19 protein-coding genes are annotated in these 22,876 nt (G+C 55.4%); 14 read left to right on the top strand and 5 right to left on the bottom strand.

Going from position 1 to position 22,876, the window contains the following annotated elements; all coding sequences use genetic code 11:
* The first annotated feature begins 1 nt into the window (after position 1).
* The 3 genes from P6287_RS09265 (at position 2) to P6287_RS09275 (ending at position 5,336) form a co-directional block, all read left to right on the top strand.
* On the top strand, positions 2-3,157 hold the full coding sequence (locus P6287_RS09265; RefSeq protein WP_277974845.1) for an efflux RND transporter permease subunit: 3,156 nt from the start codon (positions 2-4) through the stop codon (positions 3,155-3,157).
* A gap of 1 nt (position 3,158) precedes the next feature.
* The gene (locus tag P6287_RS09270) at positions 3,159-4,592 is read left to right on the top strand and encodes an efflux transporter outer membrane subunit (protein ID WP_277974846.1); all 1,434 of its coding nucleotides are present in this window, start codon (positions 3,159-3,161) and stop codon (positions 4,590-4,592) included.
* Positions 4,593-4,754: 162 nt separating this feature from the next.
* Positions 4,755-5,336 carry a TetR/AcrR family transcriptional regulator gene (locus P6287_RS09275; protein WP_277974847.1) on the top strand — a complete coding sequence of 194 codons (582 nt, stop codon included), beginning with the start codon at positions 4,755-4,757 and terminating at the stop codon, positions 5,334-5,336.
* A 2-nt stretch (positions 5,337-5,338) separates the two neighbouring features.
* Here the strand turns inward: P6287_RS09275 and P6287_RS09280 are convergent, their stop codons facing one another.
* Positions 5,339-5,902, bottom strand: coding sequence for a TetR/AcrR family transcriptional regulator (locus P6287_RS09280; protein WP_217546678.1), 564 nt, complete (start codon positions 5,900-5,902; stop codon positions 5,339-5,341).
* A 203-nt stretch (positions 5,903-6,105) separates the two neighbouring features.
* Between P6287_RS09280 and P6287_RS09285 the strand changes: the two genes are divergently transcribed.
* Both P6287_RS09285 and P6287_RS09290 read left to right on the top strand, forming a co-directional pair.
* A complete protein-coding gene (locus P6287_RS09285; protein WP_277974848.1) occupies positions 6,106-6,777 on the top strand; it encodes a pirin family protein in 672 nt (223 codons plus the stop codon).
* Between the two features lie 84 nt (positions 6,778-6,861).
* The gene (locus tag P6287_RS09290) at positions 6,862-7,578 is read left to right on the top strand and encodes a GntR family transcriptional regulator (RefSeq protein WP_192411866.1); all 717 of its coding nucleotides are present in this window, start codon (positions 6,862-6,864) and stop codon (positions 7,576-7,578) included.
* 1 nt (position 7,579) lies between these two features.
* On the opposite strand, the gene P6287_RS09295 is transcribed toward P6287_RS09290, so the two are convergent.
* Positions 7,580-8,779: an enolase C-terminal domain-like protein gene (locus P6287_RS09295; RefSeq protein WP_277974849.1), complete on the bottom strand. Its 1,200-nt coding sequence runs from the start codon at positions 8,777-8,779 to the stop codon at positions 7,580-7,582.
* 303 nt (positions 8,780-9,082) lie between these two features.
* Between P6287_RS09295 and P6287_RS09300 the strand changes: the two genes are divergently transcribed.
* Positions 9,083-10,474 carry a PTS transporter subunit EIIC gene (locus P6287_RS09300; protein ID WP_277974850.1) on the top strand — a complete coding sequence of 464 codons (1,392 nt, stop codon included), beginning with the start codon at positions 9,083-9,085 and terminating at the stop codon, positions 10,472-10,474.
* Positions 10,475-10,508: 34 nt separating this feature from the next.
* Here the strand turns inward: P6287_RS09300 and P6287_RS09305 are convergent, their stop codons facing one another.
* Positions 10,509-11,525, bottom strand: a complete 1,017-nt coding sequence (locus tag P6287_RS09305; protein WP_277974921.1) for a lipoate--protein ligase A — start codon at positions 11,523-11,525, stop codon at positions 10,509-10,511.
* A gap of 204 nt (positions 11,526-11,729) precedes the next feature.
* On the opposite strand from P6287_RS09305, the gene P6287_RS09310 reads away from it, so the two are divergent.
* Positions 11,730-12,410, top strand: a complete 681-nt coding sequence (locus P6287_RS09310; protein WP_277974922.1) for a type 1 glutamine amidotransferase domain-containing protein — start codon at positions 11,730-11,732, stop codon at positions 12,408-12,410.
* A gap of 99 nt (positions 12,411-12,509) precedes the next feature.
* Positions 12,510-13,115, top strand: a complete 606-nt coding sequence (locus tag P6287_RS09315) for a TetR/AcrR family transcriptional regulator (RefSeq protein WP_277974851.1) — start codon at positions 12,510-12,512, stop codon at positions 13,113-13,115.
* Between the two features lie 63 nt (positions 13,116-13,178).
* Here P6287_RS09315 and tkt read toward each other — a convergent pair whose 3' ends face one another.
* Both tkt and P6287_RS09325 read right to left on the bottom strand, forming a co-directional pair.
* Positions 13,179-15,170 (bottom strand): transketolase, encoded by a 1,992-nt coding sequence (gene tkt / locus P6287_RS09320; RefSeq protein ID WP_277974852.1) that lies wholly within the window; start codon positions 15,168-15,170, stop codon positions 13,179-13,181.
* Positions 15,171-15,199: 29 nt separating this feature from the next.
* Positions 15,200-15,658 carry an RpiB/LacA/LacB family sugar-phosphate isomerase gene (locus P6287_RS09325; RefSeq protein WP_277974853.1) on the bottom strand — a complete coding sequence of 153 codons (459 nt, stop codon included), beginning with the start codon at positions 15,656-15,658 and terminating at the stop codon, positions 15,200-15,202.
* 446 nt (positions 15,659-16,104) lie between these two features.
* Between P6287_RS09325 and P6287_RS09330 the strand changes: the two genes are divergently transcribed.
* The 6 genes from P6287_RS09330 to P6287_RS09355 all read left to right on the top strand — a co-directional run bounded on the left by P6287_RS09330 (position 16,105) and on the right by P6287_RS09355 (position 22,803).
* On the top strand, positions 16,105-17,439 hold the full coding sequence (locus tag P6287_RS09330; protein ID WP_101764431.1) for an MFS transporter: 1,335 nt from the start codon (positions 16,105-16,107) through the stop codon (positions 17,437-17,439).
* Position 17,440: 1 nt separating this feature from the next.
* The gene (locus P6287_RS09335) at positions 17,441-19,186 is read left to right on the top strand and encodes a dihydroxyacetone kinase family protein (protein ID WP_277974854.1); all 1,746 of its coding nucleotides are present in this window, start codon (positions 17,441-17,443) and stop codon (positions 19,184-19,186) included.
* A gap of 3 nt (positions 19,187-19,189) precedes the next feature.
* Positions 19,190-19,963 carry a triose-phosphate isomerase family protein gene (locus P6287_RS09340; protein ID WP_277974855.1) on the top strand — a complete coding sequence of 258 codons (774 nt, stop codon included), beginning with the start codon at positions 19,190-19,192 and terminating at the stop codon, positions 19,961-19,963.
* Positions 19,963-20,772 carry a TIM barrel protein gene (locus P6287_RS09345; protein ID WP_210080639.1) on the top strand — a complete coding sequence of 270 codons (810 nt, stop codon included), beginning with the start codon at positions 19,963-19,965 and terminating at the stop codon, positions 20,770-20,772. Before P6287_RS09340 ends, P6287_RS09345 begins: the two co-directional genes overlap by 1 nt.
* Positions 20,773-20,776: 4 nt before the next feature.
* A complete protein-coding gene (locus tag P6287_RS09350) occupies positions 20,777-21,634 on the top strand; it encodes a phosphogluconate dehydrogenase C-terminal domain-containing protein (RefSeq protein ID WP_277974856.1) in 858 nt (285 codons plus the stop codon).
* Between the two features lie 194 nt (positions 21,635-21,828).
* Positions 21,829-22,803: a sugar-binding transcriptional regulator gene (locus P6287_RS09355; protein WP_110866128.1), complete on the top strand. Its 975-nt coding sequence runs from the start codon at positions 21,829-21,831 to the stop codon at positions 22,801-22,803.
* Positions 22,804-22,876 lie beyond the last annotated feature (73 nt).

Consider the following 22,876-nt stretch of genomic DNA (forward strand, 5'->3'; position numbering starts at 1 on the left):
TATGTTGGCTCAGTTCTTTATTCGCCGCCCGGTATTCGCCTGGGTGATCGCCATCTGCATCATGATGTTTGGCGTGCTCAGCATTAAAAGCCTGCCGATTGCGCAGTATCCCGACGTTGCACCGCCGCAGATCAGTATTCAGGCTACTTACACCGGCGCGTCGGCGGAAACGCTGGAAAGCAGCGTCACGCAGGTGATCGAGCAGCAGCTCACCGGCCTCGACGGCTTGCTCTATTTCGATTCCACCAGCACCGCCTCAACCGGCCAGGTAAAAATCAGCGTCACTTTCCAGCAGGGCACCGATCCGGATATTGCGCAGGTGCAGGTGCAGAACAAAGTGCAGCAGGCCGAAAGCCGCTTGCCGACCTCCGTTACCACGCAAGGCGTGACGGTGGAGAAGGCGCAAAGCGACTTCCTGCTGATTCTGGCGCTGTACGATAAAACCAACCAAAGCACCTCGGCCGATGTGGCGGACTACATGGTCAGCAACATGGAAGATACGCTGGCGCGCGTGCCGGGCGTCGGTAGCGTGCAGGTGTTTGGTGCCGAATACGCCATGCGCATCTGGCTCGATCCCGCCAAACTCGCCTCCTTTTCGCTGATGCCGTCCGATGTGACCAGCGCGCTGGAGAGCCAGAATACCCAGGTTTCCTCCGGTCAGCTGGGCGCGCAACCGGCCAACAAAGAGCAGCAGCTGGTGGCGACCGTGCGTTCGCGTTCACGTCTGCAAACGCCGGAACAGTTCCGCAAGATCGTGCTGAAAAGCCAAAGCGACGGATCGGTGGTGCATCTGAGTGATGTGGCTCGCGTAGAAATGGGTGACGAGGATTACAGCGCCAACGTGCTGGCGAACGGTCACCCGGCTTCAGGGATTGCGGTACAGCTGGCGTCCGGCGCCAATGCGCTTTCAACCGCCGAACAGGTGAAAGCCACCATCGACGAGTTCCGCAGCAGCATGCCGCCGGGCTATGAAGTGGCGTATCCGCTCGACAGTACCGACTTTGTGAAAATCTCGATTGAAGAGGTGGTGAAAACCCTGATCGAGGCGGTGATTCTGGTGGTGATCGTGATGTTCGTGTTTCTGCAGAACATCCGCACCACGCTGATTCCGGCGATTGCCGTGCCGGTGGTGTTGCTGGGAACCTTTGGCGTGCTGTCACTGTTCGGGTACTCGATCAACACCTTAACCATGTTCGGCATGGTGCTCGCCATCGGGCTGTTAGTGGATGACGCAATCGTGGTGGTGGAGAACGTCGAGCGTGTGATGCGCGAAGAGGGTTTGCCGCCGCGTCAGGCCACTGAAAAATCGATGAAAGAGATCACCGGCGCGCTGATTGGTATCGCGCTGGTGCTGTCGGCGGTGTTTCTGCCGATGACCTTCTTTAGCGGCTCAACCGGTGTTATCTATCGTCAGTTCTCCATCACCATTGTGTCATCGATGGTGCTGTCGGTGATTGTGGCGTTAACGTTGACGCCGGCGTTGTGCGCCACGCTGCTCAAACCGCACAACGAAGAAGGCGGTCAAAAGGGCTTTTTCGGCTGGTTTAATCGCAGCTACGAGCGCGTGCAGACGCGTTATCACAACGGCGTGGGTCATGTGCTGCACAGTTCGGTGCGCTATCTGCTGCTCTACGCGGTGCTGCTGATCGGTTGCGCGGTGCTGTATATGCGTTTGCCGACCGGCTTCCTGCCGACTGAGGATCAGGGCTATATCATGGTGCAATACCAGCTGGCACCGGGCGCGACGGAAAACCGCACCAGCGCGGTTCGTCGTCAGGTGCAGGAATACTTCGCCACCAAAGAAAAAGACAACGTCAACGTCAGCATGCTGGTGAATGGCTTCAGTTTTGCCGGCAGCGGCCAGAACGCCGGGATTGGCTTTATCTCGCTGAAGAACTGGAGCGAGCGTAAAGGTGCTGAAAACAGTGCCGATGCCATTGCCGCGCGTGCAATGGACAATCTTGCCAGCATTCGTGATGCGCAGATCTTCGTGCTGTCGCCGCCGTCGGTGTCCGGTTTAGGGCAGTCAGACGGATTCACCTTTGAGCTGCAGGCGCGTGGTGCCACCGGGCGCGATCAGCTACTGCAGATGCGCAATCAGCTGATTGCTGAAGCCAATCAGGATCCGCTGCTCAGCGCGGTGCGTGCCAACACCTTGCCGGATTTGCCGCAGCTGCAGGTCAATATCGACGATGAAAAAGCGCAGTCGCTGGGTCTCACCATCAGCGACATCAACGACACGCTCAGTGCGGCGATTGGCGGCAGCTACATCAACGACTTCACCGATCGTGGCCGCGTGAAGAAGGTTTACATGCAGGGCGATCAGCAGTTCCGCAGCAAGCCGGAAGATATCGATCGCTGGTACGTGCGCGGCAGCGATAGCAACAGCAATACCACCATGGTGCCGTTTGCGTCGTTTGCCTCCTCAGAGTGGGCGTACGGCCCGGATGTGCTGTCTCGTTATAACGGCCTCGCGTCCTACGAAATCGAAGGTTCGGCGGCGGCCGGCAAGAGTTCCGGGGATGCGATCAGCGCGATGGAAAAACTGGCGGCGAAGCTGCCGGCGGGTACCACTTTTGCCTGGAGCGGCTTGTCCTATCAGGAAAAACTCTCCGGCAACCAGGCGATGTCGTTGTATGGCATCTCGCTGATTGTGGTGTTTCTGTGCCTGGCGGCGTTGTATGAAAGCTGGTCGGTGCCGTTCTCGGTGATGATGGTGGTGCCGCTGGGGGTGATCGGCTCGCTGCTGGCGATCAGCCTGCGCGGGCTGGAAAACGACGTCTACTTCCAGGTGGCGCTGTTAACCATCATTGGCTTGTCGGCGAAGAACGCGATTCTGATCGTTGAGTTCGCCGAAGACAATTACCGCAAAGGGGAAAGCCTGGTGAAGGCGGCGACGCACGCGGCATCGATGCGCCTGCGGCCCATCATTATGACTTCGCTGGCATTTACCGCTGGTGTATTGCCGCTGGCGATTTCCACCGGCGCGGGCGCCAACAGCCGTATTGCGATTGGTACCGGTATTATTGGCGGCACGCTGACCGCTACCTTGCTGGCAATCTTCTTTGTACCGCTGTTCTTTGTTCTGGTGCGTCGCGTGTTCCCGGCGATACCGCATGACGATAATCATGCATCTGTGGCCAAGGCGGGGGAATAACATGTCGGCAAAACTCTTAATGGTATTGGTTCCCGCGCTGCTGTCGGGTTGTGTGTCGCTCGATCCGCACTATGAGCGCCCGCAAGGCGCGGTCAGCAGTCAGATGCCGAGCGGTGAAGCCTATCGTTCATTGCAAGACACGCCAGCCAGCAACTACCGCGACCTGAGCTGGCAGGATTATGTGCTCGACGCCAAACTGCGCCAGGTGGTGGCGATGGCGCTGGATAGCAGCCGCGACTTGCGTGAAGCGGTGGCCAGCGTTAAATCCGCGCATGCGCAATACGGTGAAGAGCGGGCTAATCTGTTCCCGGCTATTAGCGCCGGCGTGAGCGGCACGCGTTCGCGCGCGTTGACCGGCGAAGGCAATCAAACCGCCATCAGCAACAGTTATTCAGCAGAAGGTAGCGTCAGTTCGTTTGAACTCGATCTGTTTGGCAAAAACCAGAGCCTGACGCGCGAGCAGTATGAAACCTATCTCGGCACGCTGCAGGGCGCACGCAGCACGCGCCTGACGGTGTTGTACAACACCGTGGATTACTGGCTGCAGCTCGCCGCCGACCGCAGCAATCTGGCGATTGCTAAAGAGACCGCCGAGAGCGCGCGACAATCGTGGCAGGTGACGCGCAAGCAGATGGAAAATGGTATCGCCTCAATGGTGGATGTGTCGTCTGCGGAAACCACCTATCAATCCGCGCAGGCCGATGTCGCCAGCTACAGCACGCTGGTGGCGCAGGATAAAAACGCGCTGGATTTGGTGGTGGGCCGCAGCGTGCCGGATAACCTGCTGCCTGACAGCATTGAATCGATCGGTAACGCACTGCGCGAGGTGCCTGCGGGCGTCTCATCAGATGCGTTGCTGAATCGCCCTGATGTGTTGCAAGCCGAGCATAATCTCAAGTCTGCTAACGCCAGTATCGGCGCGGCGCGTGCCAACTTCTTCCCGAGCATTACGCTGACGGGCAGCGGCGGCGTCGGCAGTAGCGATCTGTCGACGCTGTTTAAAAACGGGGCGGGCATTTGGTCGTTTGCGCCGAGCATTTCGCTGCCGATTTTCCAGGGCGGCTACAACGTCTCTTACCTGAAATACACCAAAGCACAGAAGGAATATTACGTAGCGGCGTATGAGAAAGCGGTGCAAACCGCCTTCCAGGAAGTGGCGGATGCGCTGGCGCGTCGTGGCACCATCAACGATCAGCTCAGCAGTCAGCAGCGTAATGTAGCGGCATCGCAAACCTATTATCATCTGGCGGATCTGCGCTACCGCAACGGCGTTGATAGCTACCTCAATGCGTTAACCGCGCAGCGCACGCTGTACAGTGCCCGAACCAATCTGGTGAGTACGCAGCAAGCCTATTACCTGAATTTGATCACCTTCTATAAAGTGATGGGTGGCGGCACGGCGTTGAAAGAATCTGAAATAATGAGCGCGCAATAATTGCACTTTTCGTAGCGGCGCGATTTATCGCGCAATAAATTGCGCCGCTACAATGCCTGCGTGCGGGGAAGCAAGAATTGGAAACATTGTCTGGGTTTCTCACCGGAAACGCATCACGTATGATGACGGGATTAAAACGATAAATTCTTTTTCGGAGCCAATGTGAGTCACTCTGAACATGACGATTTTCTCTTACAGCGTCAGCAGCAGGTGATTTCTGCGGCGAAAGTCTGTTTTAGTCGATCCGGATTTCATGGCGCCAGCATGGCGGATATTAGCCGCGAATCTGCGTTAGGGGCAGGACAGATATATCGATACTTTAGCAGTAAAGAACTTATTGTAATGGAAACAATAAAAAGCATCGCGCAGAACTGGCGCCTGTTTTTAATACAACATTTGCCCGCACAACAATCGACTCAGGATATTATCAACGCTGATTCGCCATTCTGGCAGCATTGGCCGAGTCAGGACCGGAAATTATTACTGGAAATGTATTCTGAGGCGTCGCGTAATGAATCGGTGCGTACCATTCTGGCCCAGCAGGAGCAATTATTACTTGCTGAGTTAGCGGCTATTTTTCGCGCGCAACAACCTGATATCGATCCAACACAGCGCGCCAATCGCATTCAATTTTTATTGGTGCTGGTCGATGGCGTCGCCTGTCGCGCCTTCGTCGATAGCGACCTGGACCAACGTGAAATGCAGCGGGTGAACGGCGTTCTCAGCCAGCATCTGTTCGGCTGAATTTACACCGCCCCGTGCGGATAGACATCATTCACCACCGCATTGAAAAACGGCATAAAGCCCGACGCCATATCGCGCTGCTTCATGCAGCGGCGAATAATAATGCCGTCAATAATCAGCGACATCACATATAAGCGGGTGTGAATGGCATTGGCGTCCTGCTCGGGGTGCAGCGTCTGCTCCTGAGCAATAAAATTATTTTTAAGATCATGCCAGGCATCGAGCATGATTTGTTGGATGCGATTATTACGCGTGGCTTCAGATGACACTTCCATCAGCAGAATAATACTGTTTTCCACTGCCGCCGGCACAATATCCTCCGCTTCGTGATAATGTCCTTTCATATGCGCGATACGTTCAAAGTCGGCATTGAGTAGCGTGATCATCCGCTGCACCACATTGGTGACTAATGCCTCAATGATCGCCTCTTTGTTTTTATAGTATTTATAAATTAAACCAATACTGACGTCGGCCTGGCTGGCAATATTCTGAATCGATGTCTGGTGAAAGCCTTTCAGCCGCATGCATTGCTCGGCGGCGGCCAGGATCTGTTCGCTTCGGTTCATGATTATTACACTCACAGAATAAAGCGGCTATTTTACGCAATTAAAGCTGTACTGGCGATGAATAAAACATTAACCCAGCCTTATTATTTCGGCGCTTTAGCGTTGTTCAGTTTTTTTGATTTAAGCAAGCAGTTTTGCCTGCTGTTCATGATTTTTCAGACCTCTATGATGGTGGACAGAAAAAATCATCAAGGAATAACATCATGAACATCCTGCGCGCCCAACGCGATCAGCTGTTTGAATATGGTCCTTTCACCATTCGCCGTCAGCGTCCCGGTGAAGCGTTTGGACCGCTGGCGATTGTCGACCAAATGACGCTGCAACTGGATGCCACTATCCCGCTGCATTCTCATCAGGATAGCGAGATTTTCAGCTACGTTTGGCGCGGTTCGCTGCTGCACAGCACCGAGCAGGGTGAAACGCACTCCCTTAACGCCAAACGCGCGCTGCTGCTGAGTGCCGGTAGCGGCATGCGCTTTGCCGAGTCTGCGCCTTTTATCGAAACCGAAATGTTGCAGGCCACCATTAATCCAGCGCAAACCGGCGGTGAGCCGCAGGTCAATACCTTTACCCGTGCGGACGGTGCGGCATTAAACGCATGGACGTTACTGGCAGGGCCGCACGGCAGCGAGGCGCCGCTGGCGCTGAATCAGGCGGTATACATTTATGACCTGAAACTGGAGCGCGGCAAACAGGTGGATGTGCCGCAGCGTGCAGGCTTTTCCAGCTGGGTCAGCGTGCTGGACGGCATTGTGCGTATGAATAATGAACGAATGCACAAAGGCGATTCCGTCAGCGATAACAAGGCTTTGCCAGCGTTGATGGGCGAGCGGGATGCAACGCTGATTGCGTTTCTGGTGCAGAAAAGCCTGTAGAGCCCCATTCATGGGCACCTAACCCATCCTCCTCATAACATCGTGTTATCATCTGCGGATAAAACACCGGAGGAGGGTAATTCAATGAAAAAGAAAGAGTTCGTTACCCAGGATTTGCTGAGCAAGATCTATCAGGAAGATACCTCCGCGCCACGCAAATTACCGCCTGAACGCCAGCTGGCCGAAGAATATGGCGTATCGCGTTTCACTATCCGCCAGGCGCTGGAGAAACTGGTGAGTATCGGCGCGGTACGTATCGTGCAGGGATCAGGTATCTGGATTAATGAAACGGTACGTAATAACCCGCTGGTTTATAATTCGATCACCGAAAAGCGCTTTGATCAGATGCATTACCGCTCACTTAGCCTGCGTAAAAGGCGCCCCGATAGTGATGAGCAACAGATATTTGCCATTAACGACAACGCATTTATCTGGGAGTTTTCCCGCCTGCGCTATGTCGATAATGTGGCGGTACAAATTGAAATATCGCGTATGCCCGCAACCTTATTTACCGATCTCAACGGTGAGGTTATTGAGCGCTCGATACAGCAATATGTGTTGTCCAAAGGCTACCAAATCTCACATTTACTCACCAGCTATCGCGCGATTAGCGTTAATCGCGAACAGGCGACGCTACTGGGTTGTAAAAAAGGCAGTCCGGCGATGCACATTATTAATCGTGGTATTTTGCAGGGCGGGCAGGTGTATGAAATCAGCGACATCGTTGATATTCATTACACCTGCACCTATCTGATTCCGCACAACCCGGATAATCTGCGTTTCCGCCAGCAACAGCGCTAACTTATGGCGTGTGCATGGTGCCGTCTGGCAGGCGACTCTGCGTCCATTCATGCGGACGATAAACTACCGGATATTTTTCCGCTAACGCCTGATCAAAGCCGACGCCAATACCTGATGTTTGCGGCGGATAGAGATAGCCATTTTTAATTTCCGGCGCGCCAGGGAAAATGGCATCCGTCAGCGTTGAGCGTGGAATAAATTCCTGAATCGCAGCATTGTGCAGATGAATATTCAGATGTGTATTAACCGCCACGCCAATCGGCGTCATATCGCCCGGTCCGTGCCATGCCAGTCGCACACCAAATGCCTGACACAGTGCCGCCAGTTTCAATGCCGGCGTAATACCACCAATCTGCGAGACGTGACAGCGAATAAAGTCGATGCGACGATTGACAATTAACTCGTGCCATTCTGCGGGATTATTAAATAATTCGCCTAACGCTAACGGCACCGCGCTTTGATGACGCAACTGCGCTAGCCAGCCAGTTTGCGCGGGTGGGAGCACATCCTCAAGGAAGTAGGGCATATATGGCTCAAGCTGTTTTACCAGCTGAATGGCCTGCTGCGGGAATAAGCGCTCATGCACGTCATGCAATATTTCAAAACAGTGACCGTATTTCTCCCGCAACGCGCGGAACATCTCGACCGTATTCGTCATGTACTCTTGCTGCGAGTAATAAGCGCCGGAGGTGCTATTTTCCGGTGCGTGGAGTTCTTTCGGTGTTCCGCCGTAAAAGCCCAGCTGACAGCGGATATGGCGATAGCCTTTCTCTAAGGCATTATCAACGGAGGTATAAAGTTCCTCCAGCGTTTCACCGCTGGCATGGGTGTAAGCTGCAATCGCATCGCGCGCTTTGCCGCCCCACAGCTGATATAAAGGCATATCGGCTAACTGCGATTTAATATCCCACAGCGCCATATCCACGCCCGAAATGGCATTGTTGGTCACCGGCCCGTTACGCCAATAGGCATTAACGTTCATCATCTGCCACAGGTCTTCAATATTGTTGGCATCGCGTCCAACTAATAGCGGCACCAGATACTCATCCACCATGGTTTTTACCGCCAAAGGGCGCTGTTGAAAGGTGGCGCAGCCGTGACCGGTAATCCCTTTATTGGTGGTAACACGTACGGTAATAAGGTTATGGCGATCGGGGCGGGTAATAAAACACTCAATACTTTCAATAAGGGTTGGGGTCACGTGAAATACTCCTGTGGCGCGGTCACTGCGCTCAATTTCAAGGCCTGTTGATAAGCTATTTTGGCGTATCATTACCGGGTTTTTATTGAGACGCAAACCCTTTTTCAGCCAATAAATATTGGTCAGTAAAAAAGAGTATTTATCGCGATAAAACAGACCAATTTTCCATTTTAAAACTTAATGGCTCTGTTGCAGCGGGTTTTGTGATCGCAGTCATGATTTATTGGTTTGTTTTGTTGAGTGTCATTTATTACCATCCAGTGCAGATTTCATCAGGCTGTTTTTCTTCCCTCAGGAGCACGTATGGGAACGCAGGAAGTAATAAAGAATATAATCCACTTAGTGGGTGGGAAGAATAATATCAATAAAGTCTGGCATTGCATGACGCGTCTGCGCTTTGACCTTATTGATGACAATAAAGTTAACCAGAGCGAAATTAAAACCTTGCCCGGCGTATTGGGCGCGCAAATGCAGAGTGAACAATTCCAGATTATTATCGGGCCCAAGGTCAATAGCTGGTATGAGCAAATCGTTCCGGTATTAAATAACGACGGCGTTCAGCCCGCGCAAAACGAGAAAGCGCGCAAAAGCCTGGTATCGCTGTTTATGGATACCGTTTCGGGCGTATTTGGCCCGATTGTTCCCGCCATTGCTGGCGCCGGGATGATCAAAGGTTTACTGGCCGGATTAGTGGCATTACAGCTGGTTTCGGCCAAAAGCGATACGGTGATGGTGATTGATTTAATCGCCAGCGGCGTATTCTATTTCCTGCCGTTCTTTTTAGCGGTCTCTGCCGCCAAAATATTTAAAACCAACGAGTATTTAGCTGCAGCCGTGGCGGCGTGTTTAATGTATCCCTCTTTAATCGATGCGGCAAAATCGCTGGCGGCGCATCAGGAGGGCGCAGTAAGCGCATTTTGGCTGATGGGCGTGCTGCCGGTTTCGGTATTTAATTATGCTTCCAGCGTTATCCCGGTCATCTTCTCTGTTCTGGCTCTCAGCTATATCCATCGCGGGGTGGATCGCATTATGCCGGAAGTATTGAAAACCGTATTTACCCCAACCTTAACGCTGTTCCTGGCGGCATTAACCGCGCTGGTGGTAATTGGCCCGATGGGTATTTGGCTTGGCAAAGGTTTGGCGCTGTTTATTGAGGGCTTATTCAGTATTTCAGCAAGCTTTGCTGGCTTAATTGTCGGAGCCATTCGCCCCGTTGCGGTGCTAACCGGCATGCATCACGCGATGACACCGATTGCGCTGCAGAATTTCAGCGATCGCGGTTATGACATGTTGATGCCGATGATGTTTATGGCAAATATGTCGATTGCCGGAGCTACATTTGCTATCTGGAAATTGACTAAAAATCGTCAGGACAAAGTGGTCACACTTTCAGCCGCCATTTCAGCGTTATTAGGCATTACAGAACCGGCGTTGTTTGGCGTGTTAACGCGCTACAAAAAAGCCTTTATTGCGGCAACGGTTTCCAGTGCGCTGGCTTCGGCCTTTATCGGTTTCTTCGGCGTGCGTTTATACGGCTATATTCTTTCCAGTATATTCAGTTTGCCGGCCTATATTGGCCCGTACTTTCTCTGGGCCATTTCCGGCGTCGCCATTGCGCTTATTATGTCGTTTAGTCTGACATTGATGTTGGTAGGCAAAGAACCGGATTTAGTCGCACAGCCCGAGAATAAGTAATGTTTGGTCGCCATTTATGGCGACCAATGTACGCTTAGCTCACACTCGCCACCAGCCAGCTTTCCAGCTCGCTCAGCTCATTCATCTGCTGAGGATATTCTGCTTTCAACAGCGCTAATTGCGCCAGTATGGTTTCAGGTCGATACACCGCGCCCTGCAGACGCAACGCCAGCGCTTCTAATGGCGAAGGGGTCAGGCTGTCGGTGAAAATCTGGCAGCGAGAAATCACGCCGCGTTCGACATCAAAGTGGATCTCAACGCCGCCCCAGACAAAACGCTCATTCAGCAGATGCGAGAAATCCGGTGCGTTACCAAAATTCCATTCCCAACTGCTTAGTCGCGCAAACTGCTCTTCAAAACCGGGCAAATCAGGCAGTGCGGCGGGGGAGATATGCTCCGGTTCGCACTCTTCCTGGTAGTAATCGAAATACGCGGCAATCACCTCGCGGCAGATCGCCTCAAAGCTAATGCCCGGCACCAAATCGGCAATGTTGGCCACGCGCGATCGCACCGAGGTAATGCCTTTCGCCTGTAACTTTTTAATGTCTGGATTGAGGTAATCTGCGAGACGCGACAAATCAGCATTCATCAAAAAGGTGCCGTGATGAAAACCGCGATCCGGCGTTTCACGGTAAGCAGATCCGGAAATCTTGCGCACTTCGCTATCCACATTCACCACGATATCGTTGCGACCGGAGGCTGCAGCCGGAATGCCGAGCTGTTCCAAGGCGCGCAGGATAATCGCCGTGGAGACTGACTTATCGTATTCCGGTTTACCGGCCATAAAGGTGAAGCAGCAGTTGCCCAAGTCGTGAAACACCGCGCCGCCGCCGCTGCTGCGTCGTGCCAGCTTGATGCCGTCTTCTGCCATGCGTCGCGTGTTGCACTCTTTCCACGGATTCTGGGCGCGACCGACAACCACGGTTTCGGCGTTCTGCCAGAGAAACAGCACGCGCTGCGTTGTCGGCATCTGGCGGAAAATACACTCTTCTACCGCGAGGTTAAACCAGGGATCGTGTGAATCAGATATTAGCAAACGTAGGGTGGACATCATTCCTCCAGTTCCGTGAGAAAGGGCAAACCGGGACAGAGTACGCTGAAGCGGATCTAAAGGTAAGAAACAGCAACGCATTCCATTTCAATAATAAAATGAATTAATCTCTAGACGACTGGTCTATTAGTTGTTACTTTGAATTCAAGCGCTAGACGACTGGTCTAGTTTAGAAGTTTAAACCCAGCAAGCAGGAGATTGATGATGAAGATTCTTATGGTTCTAACCTCACACGACCAATTGGGTAACACCGGCCGCAAAACCGGTTTCTGGCTGGAAGAGCTGGCCGCGCCTTACTACGCATTCAAAGATGCTGGCGCAGAAATCACGCTGGCGTCACCGAAAGGGGGCAACCCGCCGTTAGATCCTAAAAGCAATGAGCCCGATTTCCAGACTGAGCAAACGCATCGTTTTGAAGCGGATGCCGCAGCAACCGCGCAACTCGCCGCCACCGTGCGTCTGGACAGCGTATCGCCAGCCGATTTCGACGCGGTGTTTTACCCAGGCGGTCACGGTCCGCTCTGGGATCTAGCAGAAGATCAGCACTCTATCGCACTGATTGAAGGCTTCCTGGCCGCCAACAAGCATGTTGCACTGGTGTGTCATGCGCCGGGCGTGCTGCGTCACGTCAAAACCCCGGAAGGAAAACCGCTGGTAGCAGGCCGTAAAGTCACCGGTTTTACCAACAGTGAAGAGGAAGCGGTCGGCCTGACTCAGGTGGTGCCTTTCCTGGTGGAAGACGAGCTGGTTGCGAAGGGCGGTCTGTATTCGAAAGGCGCGGACTGGAGTTCCTATGTCGTCAGCGATGGTTTGCTGATTACCGGACAAAACCCAACGTCTTCAGCAGAGACGGCGCAACAGTTGATCAAGCAACTGGCGCGATAAACGCATCGGGAGGCGAACCGCTGTCCGCCTCCCTTATCGCAGCAGTAAACGCATGCTTAGCGCCTAGACGACTGGTCTAGTATTTGGTAACCTAACGCTATGACGACTACATCCCAATTGCATAGCAATGAAATCCGCGATCACATCCTTGCCACTGGCCAACGCATTATGGCCGGCAAGGGTTTTTCGGCTGTCGGATTAAATGAAATCCTCACCGATGCCGGTGTGCCAAAAGGCTCGTTCTACCACTACTTCAGCTCGAAAGAGGCTTTTGGGGTGGATATGCTGGCGCGCTATTTCGATGATTATTTGGCTGAGCTTGACGCGACCTTGAGCGAGCCGGGCCTGACGATGGCGCAGCGGCTGATGAACTACTGGCAGCTGTGGCGTGAATCGCAATCGTTCTCCGATTGTCAGGGCAAGTGTCTGGCGGTGAAGCTGGGCGCGGAAGTTGCCGATCTCTCGGATAGCATGCGCGGCACGCTACAGACCGGCACGGCCGGCATTATCGCGCGACTGGCGGATGCGCTAGAAGCGGGTGTTGAGGAAGGTTCGCTGTCTATCGATGATAAACCGAGCCGTGTGGCGGAAAGCCTGTATCAGCTGTGGGTGGGCGCCAGCGTGATGGTGAAAATCGTGCGCAATACCGGCCCATTTGATTCCGCCATGAGCATGACGCAAAAAATTATTCGTATCACCGCGTAGTAAAAAGGGCGACTCAACAGAGCCGCCTTTTCTTTTGTCGTCGCACCATTTAGCGATCGTCTATCACAACACCGATCTCGCCGTTTTCACCACATTTTCAACGGTGAAGCCAAACTCTTTGAACAGCTGATCCGCAGGCGCTGACTCACCGAAGGTGGTCATGCCGACGATCGCGCCGTTTAGGCCGGTGTATTTGAACCAGTAATCCGCGATACCCGCTTCAATCGCCACGCGTGCGGCAACCGCTTTCGGCAGCACGGATTCACGGTACGCCGCGTCCTGCTTGTCGAAGGCGTCGGTGGATGGCATAGACACCACACGCACCTTGCGGCCTTCCGCCGTCAGCTGATCAAACGCAGCTACCGCCAGTTCCACTTCTGAACCGGTGGCGATCAGGATCAGCTCTGGCGTACCTTCGCAGTCCTTCAGCACGTAACCGCCGCGCGCCACGTTAGCCAGCTGCTCAGCGCTACGATCCTGCTGCGCCAGGTTCTGACGCGAGAAGATCAGCGCCGACGGGCCGTCCACGCGTTCAATCGCGTACTTCCACGCCACCGCTGACTCAACCTGGTCGCACGGGCGCCACAGGCTCATGTTTGGCGTCACGCGCAGGCTGGCCATCTGCTCAACCGGCTGGTGCGTCGGGCCATCTTCGCCCAGACCAATCGAGTCGTGGGTGTAAACCATGATCTGACGGATCTTCATCAGCGCGGCCATGCGTGTGGCGTTGCGCGCGTACTCGACGAACATCAGGAAGGTGGCGGTGTACGGCAGGAAGCCGCCGTGCAGCGCGATACCGTTGGCGATGGCGGTCATACCGAACTCGCGCACGCCGTAATGGATGTAGTTGCCCGCCGCATCTTCGTTGATCGGCTTCGAGCCGGACCACATGGTGAGGTTGCTTGGCGCGAGGTCAGCGGAGCCGCCCAGATATTCCGGCAGGATCTTGCCGAAGGCTTCGATGGCGTTCTGCGAGGCTTTACGGCTGGCGATTTTCGCCGGACTGGCCTGCAGCTGCTCGATGAACTTCTGCGACTCGCTGGCCCAGTTCGCCGGCAGCTCATTGTTCACGCGGCGCTTAAACTCGGCAGCCAGCTCCGGATGTGCGGCGGCGTAGGCGGCAAACTTCTGGTCCCACGCGGACTCTTTCGCCTGACCGGCTTCTTTGGCATCCCACTGCGCGTAGATGTCTGAAGGGATTTCAAACGGACCGTGGTTCCAGCCCAGCTGCTTGCGGGTCAGCGCGATTTCATCGGCACCCAGCGGCGCGCCGTGCGAGTCGTGCGTACCGGCTTTGTTCGGCGAACCGAAGCCAATCACGGTTTTGCACATCAGCAGCGAAGGCTTGTCGGAAACCGCTTTGGCTTCTTCCACCGCTTTCTTAATCGCGTCCGCATCGTGACCGTCCACGCCGCGCACCACGTGCCAGCCGTAGGCTTCGAAGCGTTTGGCAGTGTCGTCGGTGAACCAGCCGTCAACGTGACCGTCGATGGAGATGCCGTTGTCATCGTAGAAGGCAACCAGTTTGCCCAGCTTCAGGGTACCGGCGATGGAGCAGACTTCGTGTGAGATGCCTTCCATCATGCAGCCGTCGCCCATAAACACGTAGGTGTTATGGTCTACGATGTCATGACCCGGACGGTTGAACTGCGCTGCCAGCGTGCGCTCGGCAATGGCAAAACCCACTGCGTTAGCGATGCCCTGACCCAGCGGGCCGGTGGTGGTTTCAACGCCGGGCGTGTAGCCGTATTCAGGATGCCCCGGCGTTTTGGCGTGCAGCTGACGAAAATTTTTTAATTCACTGAGCGGCAAATCGTAACCGCTCAGGTGCAACAGGCTGTAAATCAGCATTGAGCCGTGACCGTTCGATAAAACGAAGCGGTCGCGGTTAGCCCAGTGAGGATTGCGTGGATTGTGCTGCAAAAAGTCGAGCCACAACACTTCAGCGATATCCGCCATGCCCAGCGGGGCGCCCGGATGTCCCGAATTGGCTTGTTGTACGCCATCCATACTCAAAGCGCGGATGGCGTTGGCTCTTTCCCGGCGTGTAGACATAAGGTTCTCCAGAGGTGCGACGTCGGCGCTTATTTAGCGTGGGATACTTGTTCGTAGTAACCGATCTTGTCTACTTTGACGGTTGAGCCGCCACCTTCAAACTCCGATGCCAGCCAGGCATTCACGATATTCTTCGCCAGCTCAGGCCCGATGACGCGCGCGCCCATGGTCATGATCTGCGCGTTGTTGCTCTTGCGAGCACGCTCGGCAGAGAAGGTGTCATGACACTGCGCCGCACGCACGCCTTCCACCTTGTTGGCGACAATCGCCACGCCGATGCCGGTGCCGCAAAGCAGAATGCCGCGCTCAAATTCGTTCTTCTGGATAGCGGTGGCGAGCGCAAATGCCACATCCGGGTACATCGGACGGTCGTTTTGCGCGTCATTGGTGTAATCCGTCACCACATACTCTTTCTCTTCCAGCAGCTTTTTAATCACATTTTTCAATTCGATAGCCGCATCATCGGCGCCAATTGCGATAGTTTTCATCGTCGTTCTCCAGCAGGGTGTGCAATGACGCCTGCACGTTTGTTCAGCAGGCGAGAAGATGTTCATAGTTAGCCTGCCACAAACTCAATCATATGTTCAATGGTTGTTCATATGAATTGCTATCAGGATCGCGCCTGAATACCTCATTGAACCCATTGAAATCGCTTGTGCGCCGGCGAATGGGCGTAGTAATCCGATAAATTGACCAAAATCAAATCTTATGCGGCTGCTCACACTTTCACGTGTTGCAGTTGAGAGATGCACAATTATCCGTGTAGTGTTCATATGTTCGCATGACTATACCAATGTACAAGAAGACCCATCGAGGACTCGAACATGTGTCATTTACACCGTACCTCTCAGTACTCCTGCAGCCAGCGCCTCTTTGGCGATTGGTCAACACCACATAAAGAAATGATCACTCACGCACGTCGTGGAGGTGCGTTATGAACCAACCATCAATGACAGCGGTGGAACAATCCACCATCAGAAAAATCTCCTGGCGCTTAGTGCCGTTCGTGGCGCTGATGTTCTTTATCAACTTCCTCGATCGCACCGCGATTTCGTTTGCCGGCCCCAACGGCATGACGCAAGACCTCGGCCTCACCGCACTGCAGTTTGGCCTGGCATCGGGCATCTTCTTTATTGGCTACATTCTGCTGGAAGTGCCAAGCAACCTGGCGCTGCATAAGTTCGGCGCGCGTCGCTGGCTGGCGCGCATCATGATCAGCTGGGGCATTGTCTCGCTGCTGTTTACCTGGGTGAGCAGTGTGGAAGGCTTGTATACGCTGCGTTTGCTGCTGGGTATCGCCGAAGCTGGCTTCTTCCCAGGCGCGATTCTCTATCTCAGCATGTGGGTGCCGGGACGTCATCGCAGCAAAATTCTGTCGCTGTTCTACCTTGCCCAGCCGCTAACGGTGGTGTTCGGTGCGCCATTAGCCGCGTCCCTGATTCAGCAGCACGGCCTGTTCGGCATGGAAGGCTGGCGCGTGATGTTTATGGGCGTGTCGATTCCCGCGATTTTGATTGGTATCGTCGCGCTGTTCTGGTTGGTGGATTCGCCGCGTCAGGCCAAGTGGCTGACCGCCGAAGAGAAAACCTGGCTGACCACCGAACTGGAAGCCGAGCATCAACAGAAGCAGGGCCATCAAAAACACAGCCTGCGCTCGGTGATGGGCAACGGCCGCGTCTGGATGCTGTGCCTGATTTACTTCGGCTTTATTTATGGCCTGTATGCGCTGGCGTTCTTCCTGCCAACCATTATCGCGGGCTTCCAGCAGCAGTTCGGTACCACTTTTAACGTGATGCAGAAAGGGCTGATTACCGGCGTGCCGTACCTGATTGCGGCGGTGGTGATGTTCTTCTGGTCAAAAGATGCCACGCGTCGCGGTTGCAAAACCTGGCATATCGCCATTCCAGCGCTGGCAGGCGGCATCAGCGTGCCGCTGGCGCTGTATATGGATTCGCCGTTCACCACCATTATGGTGATTGCGATTACCGCCAGCTCCATCTTCGCTGCACTGCCGAATTTCTGGACCTTACCCACGCAGTTCCTGACCGGCGCGTCTGCCGCCGCAGCCATTGCTTTGATCAATACCTTAGGAAACGTAGCGGGCTTCTCCGCGGGCTACATCACCGGCGCGCTGCACGACGCCACCAACAGCTACGCCTTGCCGATGTTTGTGGTGGGTGGATTCATGCTGCTGTCCGCGTTCCTCATGCTGTTACTTAATCGCCGTCGCTCGCCGTCTCAGCCGACCTCTTTAGCTCAGGAGCATTAATATGACGTACCTGTTTAACCAACCTTCAGCCTTTGCCGCTGAGCTTATCGAAGGCTTTGTCGCCGCCAACGCCGATAAAGTCCGTCAGGTCACCGGAGGCGTGGTGCGCAGCACCCGCAGCCAGCCGAATACGGTGGCGGTGATTGTGGGCGGCGGGTCCGGTCACTATCCGGCGTTCGCCGGGTTGGTTGGACAAGGTCTGGCACACGGCGCGGCGATGGGTAACTTATTCGCTTCGCCATCAGCGCAGCAGATCTACAACGTAGCGCGTGCGGCCCATAACGGCGCGGGCGTGTTGCTGATGTTCGGTAACTACGCCGGGGATGTGCTGCACTTCGGCCAGGCGTGCGAGCGTCTGCGGGCGGAAGGTATCGCCTGCGAAGTGCTGGCGGTGACCGACGATATCTCCAGCGCGGGTAAAGATGAGCTGGAGAAGCGTCGCGGTGTGGCTGGCGATCTCTGTGTGTTCAAAGCCGCCTGCGCCGCGGCTGAAGCGGGTCACGATTTATCGCAGGTCCTGCAGCTGGCACAGCACGCGAATCAACGCACGCGTACGTTTGGCGTGGCGTTTTCCGGTTGCAGCCTGCCGGGCGCTTCGCATCCGCTGTTCGAAGTGGAAAAAGGGCGCATGGCGCTGGGACTTGGCATTCACGGCGAGCCGGGGATCAAAGAGACCGACATGCCGAGTGCGGATGAGCTGGCCGAGATCTTCGTGGAGCGCTTGCTCAATGAACTGCCAGCCGATATCCCGCAGGCCGAAGGTCAGCGCGTGGCGGTGATCCTCAACGGTCTAGGCTCGGTGAAATATGAAGAGCTGTTTGTTGTCTATCGTCGCGTCGCGCAACTGCTGGAGGCCGCCAACCTGCAGGTGGTTGAGCCGGACGTCGGCGAGTTTGTCACCAGCTTCAATATGGCCGGTGCGTCACTGACGCTGATGTGGCTGGACGATCAGCTGGAAACCTTGTGGCGCGCGCCGACCAATACGCCAGCGTACCGCAAAGGCAGCGTATTGGTGGCCGAACCGTTAAGCGCCGCTGAGCGCATTGAAAGCACGGAAGAAGCCTTGCCAGCAGCCACCGCGGAATCGCAAGAGAGCGCGAAACGCGTACTCCAGTTGCTCGAATCCGTGGCGGAAATGTTACAGCGTAACGCTGAACGCCTTGGCGATATCGATGCGGTGGCCGGTGACGGCGACCACGGTATCGGCATGGAGCGCGGCGTGCTGGGCGCGGTTGAGAAAGCGCGTGAAGTCGCTGCGCGCGGTGCCGGGGCGGGCAGCTTGCTGTGCCGCGCGGCGGATGCCTGGGCCGACAAAGCCGGTGGCACGTCCGGCGCGTTGTGGGGCGTGGCGCTTACTGCATTGGGTACCGCGCTTGGCGATCGTCAGACACCAGATGCACAGCGTGTGGCCACCGGCGTACGTGAAGCAAAAGAAGGCATTATGCACTTTGGTAAAGCGCGCGTTGGCGATAAAACCATGGTGGATGTGCTGGTGCCGTTCAGCGACAGCCTGAATGAGGCGGTTGCCGCCGGTGCGTCGTTAACGGACGCCTGGCTGAAGGCGGCGCAGGTGGCTGATAAAGCTGCGCAGGACACCGCGCAGCTGGTGCCAAAAATGGGGCGTGCGCGTCCGCTGGCAGAAAAAAGCGTTGGCACGCCGGATGCCGGAGCCATTTCGCTGGCATTAATCGTCAATACCGTCGGCGATCTGCTAAAAGAACACAGTGCCTCTGAACAAGGAGCTTGAAGCATGTCTCAGCCAAAAATCTGGCTCGGCGTCAGTTTAAAAATGTACTTCGGCTATCAGCAAACCTTGCAATGGTGTCGTGATGTAGCGGCATTAGCCGACCATGCTGCGGTGAAAAACGGCGACGTGGGCTTGTTTGTGTTGCCGGCTTATCCGGCGATTCCGGCGGTTGCAGCCATCTTCGCTGACACGCCGGTGCGCTTGGGCGCTCAGGATGTTTGCCAGGCCGAGAACGGAGCCTGGACCGGCGAAGTCAGCGCCAGTATGTTGCAGGAGTTAGGCTGCTCGCTGGCCGAAATTGGTCACGCCGAGCGCCGTCGTCATTTCCATGAAGACAAAGTGCAAATTGCCGCCAAAGTGGCGATGTCGCTGCGTCACGGCATCACGCCGGTGCTGTGCATCGGTGAAGAAGTGCAGGCAGAACCGCAGCAGGCAATCGCGCTGTGCCAACAGCAGCTGGCCGAAGCGCTGGCTGAGTCAGCGCAGCAGGGCTTAAAGGGCGAGGTGTTCTTTGCCTACGAACCGCAGTGGGCGATTGGTGCGCCGCAACCGGCACCGGACAGCTACATCCGCGCCGTGTGCGCCGGATTGCAGCAGCTCGCCACGCCGCCCGGCATCACCCTGAAAATCATTTACGGCGGCAGTGCCGGTCCGGGACTGATTCAGCGCCTTGGCGCGGACGTAAATGGCCTGTTTCTGGGTCGCTTTGCCCACGATCCCAAAGCGCTGGCAAAAATTATTGATGAAGCCAGTGAGCTGGCTCAGGAGCGCTGTTAATGAGCCGTATCGGACTCAGTACCTACGCCTTTTTCTGGCGCATGTCATCGAAAGTCCCTCATCCGCTGACGCTGGAGCAGATGCTGCAACAGACCGCCGAACTGGATGTGTCGGTGTTTCAAATCTGCGATTATCCGGCGATTGAAAGCTGGACTGACGCACAACTGCTGACGCTGCGTCAGCAGGCTGATGCGCTCGGCATCACGCTGGAACTCGGCACGCGCGGCCTCGGCACTGCGCATCTGCGTCGTTATCTGCACATGGCGGAGATCCTTGATGCGCGCGTCATACGCTCGATGTTCTACACCGCCGATCACCGTCCCACGCTCGACGAAGCCGCCGAGCTGATTGGCGCGGTGTTGCCGGATTTTGCCCGCCAGCAGGTGCGTCTCTGTCTGGAGACATACGAGCAGGTGAACAGCGGCGCGATGATGTCAGTGATCAACAAGTTCCTGTCGCCGTGGCTCGGCGTGTGTCTCGATCCCGCCAACTGTGTCGCCGGCCTCGAACTGCCAGAGCAGGTGATTGCCAACACCGCCGCGCGCGTCGGCAATCTGCACATCAAAGACTTTGCCTTCACGCGCCGTGATGGCTGGATCGGCTTTACCTTCGCCGGCTGCCCGATGGGCGAAGGCTTGCTGGATTACGACCGGATGATCGCCAGCGTGCGCCCGGCGGATAAAGGCATTAACCAAATCGTCGAACATTGGTTGCCGTGGCAAGACGATGCCGCTGTAACCTGCGAGCGAGAAGCCGAATGGACTCGCCGCACCGTTGAATTCTTACGTAGTAAACAAGATCAGGAGTAACAACATGAGCGTGCAACTGAAAACTATCACCGTGATTGGCGCGGGCGGCAAAATGGGTATGCGTATTTCTGCCAACTTCCAGAAAAGCGATTACCAGGTGTTTTACTGTGAGAACTCACCCAAGGCGCAAGAGCAGGTGAGCGCGCAGGGGCGCGAACTTTCTGATGCCGCCTTCGTGGTGCCATTGAGCGACGTGGTGATTCTGGCGGTGCCGGATATCGTGCTGGGCAAAGTGTCTGAAGGCGTGGTGCCACAGATGAAACCGGGCGCGATTCTGCTGACGCTGGATCCGGCGGCGGCCTACGCCAATCTGATCGCCCATCGTGATGGTATTGAATACGCGGTGGCGCATCCTTGCCATCCGTCGGTATTCCTTGAGCGTTACACCAAAGAAGAACATGCCGATGCCTTCGGTGGTATCGCGGCGATTCAGCACGTGGCGGCTTCCTATGAAACTGGTTCTGATGAGCAGAAAGCCGAGCTGAGCAAGGTGATCAGCGTGATGTACGGCCCGGTGGAGCAGGTGCATTGGGTCACCGTGACGCAGCTGGCGTATCTGGAACCGACGCTGGTGGAAACCGTAGCCTGCATGGTGGGTGCGTTTATGAAAGAGGCGCTGGATGAAACCGTGAAGCACAGCGGCGTGCCGGAAGAAGCGGCTAAAGCGATGTTGTACGGCCATATTCAGATCGCGCTCGCCGTGGCGTTCCGCGCGACCAACCCGTTCTCGGATGCCTGCATGATCGCCATGGAGTACGGTCGTGAGAAGATTGTGAAACCTGACTGGAAACAGATCTTCGATCAGAAAGAGCTGGATATCGTGATTGCCCGTATGCTGAAAATCGACGCCATCAAGCGCTAAGCGTGACGCTCGATCGACTCGCGGCGCTGTGGTCTGGCGAAGCGAGTCGTATCAATGATATAACTCCCTGCCAAAGTCAGATCTCGCCCCATTTTGTAGGGTCGCCATTTATGTTGACCTGGTGCGCATCAATTCGCACCCTACATGGCGTGGTCGCAACATCTTCATATAACGCCCAAAAAGACAGGTTACGGATGGAAAAAAACACGCTTTCTCAGGACTCCGAGCTGCTGACGGAAATAGCTGTCGCCTATTATCAGGACGAAATCACCCAGGAGGAGATTGCGCGTAAGTTTGGTATTTCCCGCATTAAAGTCGGCCGGCTGCTCAAACGCGCACGCGAAGAGGGCATCGTCGAAATCAACGTGCGCTACCATCCCGTCTTCAGCACCCGCCTCGAACAACAGCTGCAAAATCGCTTCCCACAACTGCAACGTGCGCTGATAGCGCTCGATCAGCCCGATCAGGAAGAGCAGCGACGTCAGGTCGCCGCGCTGGTGTCGTCACATTTAGCGCAGTCGCTGAAAGACGACGCCATTGTTGCCGTTGGGCAAGGACGCAACGTGGCCGCTGTCGCCGATTATCCCGGCCAGGTGCCGACGCGTAATTGTCTGTTTATCAGCGGTATTGGCGGCACGCATCGTCCCGGTGATGCCATTAACGCCGACCATATCAGCCGTCGTCTGGCGAAGAAGTTCGGCGGCATCAGCGAAACGCTTTACGCGCCCGCTTATGTTGAGAACCGCGCGTTGCGCGATGCGTTTATGCAAAACGGCACCATCAAAGAGACGCTGGACCGCGCGCGCAAAGCGGATGTGGCGCTGGTGGGCATCGGCGACATGAATGAAAACAGCTACATGGTGAAACTCGGCTGGTTCACGCCGCACGAAATCATTGACGCCAGCGTTAATCAGGGCGTGACGGGCGATGTCGCCGGCTACGACTTCTTTAATTCGCAGGGCCAGCACGTGGATACCGTGATGAACGATCGCGTCATTGGGCTGAGCATTGATGAACTCCGCAAGATTCCCTGCGTGATCGCCATTGCCGCGGAAAATACCAAAGCGATGGCGATCCTCGGCGCACTGCGCACTGGCGCGATCGATATTATCGCCACCACCGCACAGAACATTCGCACCATTCTGAGTTTGTCGCAGGAGAAGATTTAGTTAAACGCTTCACTGGGTTTATTCATTAGGACATCACCGGCGATCATCGCCGTTAATACGGCGTATTTTAAAC

Origin of the sequence: Pantoea sp. X85, assembly GCF_029623675.1 — a bacterium.
GTDB lineage: Bacteria > Pseudomonadota > Gammaproteobacteria > Enterobacterales > Enterobacteriaceae > Pantoea > Pantoea leporis.

Coding starts and splice junctions, on each gene's coding strand:
- P6287_RS09325 (WP_277974853.1), bottom strand. CDS start 15,658: ATGAAAACTATCGCAATTGGCGCCGATGATGCGGCTATCGAATTGAAA.
- P6287_RS09265 (WP_277974845.1), top strand. CDS start 2: ATGTTGGCTCAGTTCTTTATTCGCCGCCCGGTATTCGCCTGGGTGATC.
- tkt (WP_277974852.1), bottom strand. CDS start 15,170: ATGTCTACACGCCGGGAAAGAGCCAACGCCATCCGCGCTTTGAGTATG.
- P6287_RS09290 (WP_192411866.1), top strand. CDS start 6,862: ATGAAAAAGAAAGAGTTCGTTACCCAGGATTTGCTGAGCAAGATCTAT.
- P6287_RS09310 (WP_277974922.1), top strand. CDS start 11,730: ATGAAGATTCTTATGGTTCTAACCTCACACGACCAATTGGGTAACACC.
- P6287_RS09345 (WP_210080639.1), top strand. CDS start 19,963: ATGAGCCGTATCGGACTCAGTACCTACGCCTTTTTCTGGCGCATGTCA.
- P6287_RS09305 (WP_277974921.1), bottom strand. CDS start 11,525: ATGTCCACCCTACGTTTGCTAATATCTGATTCACACGATCCCTGGTTT.
- P6287_RS09270 (WP_277974846.1), top strand. CDS start 3,159: ATGTCGGCAAAACTCTTAATGGTATTGGTTCCCGCGCTGCTGTCGGGT.
- P6287_RS09300 (WP_277974850.1), top strand. CDS start 9,083: ATGGGAACGCAGGAAGTAATAAAGAATATAATCCACTTAGTGGGTGGG.
- P6287_RS09315 (WP_277974851.1), top strand. CDS start 12,510: ATGACGACTACATCCCAATTGCATAGCAATGAAATCCGCGATCACATC.
- P6287_RS09280 (WP_217546678.1), bottom strand. CDS start 5,902: ATGAACCGAAGCGAACAGATCCTGGCCGCCGCCGAGCAATGCATGCGG.
- P6287_RS09355 (WP_110866128.1), top strand. CDS start 21,829: ATGGAAAAAAACACGCTTTCTCAGGACTCCGAGCTGCTGACGGAAATA.
- P6287_RS09350 (WP_277974856.1), top strand. CDS start 20,777: ATGAGCGTGCAACTGAAAACTATCACCGTGATTGGCGCGGGCGGCAAA.
- P6287_RS09285 (WP_277974848.1), top strand. CDS start 6,106: ATGAACATCCTGCGCGCCCAACGCGATCAGCTGTTTGAATATGGTCCT.
- P6287_RS09335 (WP_277974854.1), top strand. CDS start 17,441: ATGACGTACCTGTTTAACCAACCTTCAGCCTTTGCCGCTGAGCTTATC.
- P6287_RS09340 (WP_277974855.1), top strand. CDS start 19,190: ATGTCTCAGCCAAAAATCTGGCTCGGCGTCAGTTTAAAAATGTACTTC.
- P6287_RS09330 (WP_101764431.1), top strand. CDS start 16,105: ATGAACCAACCATCAATGACAGCGGTGGAACAATCCACCATCAGAAAA.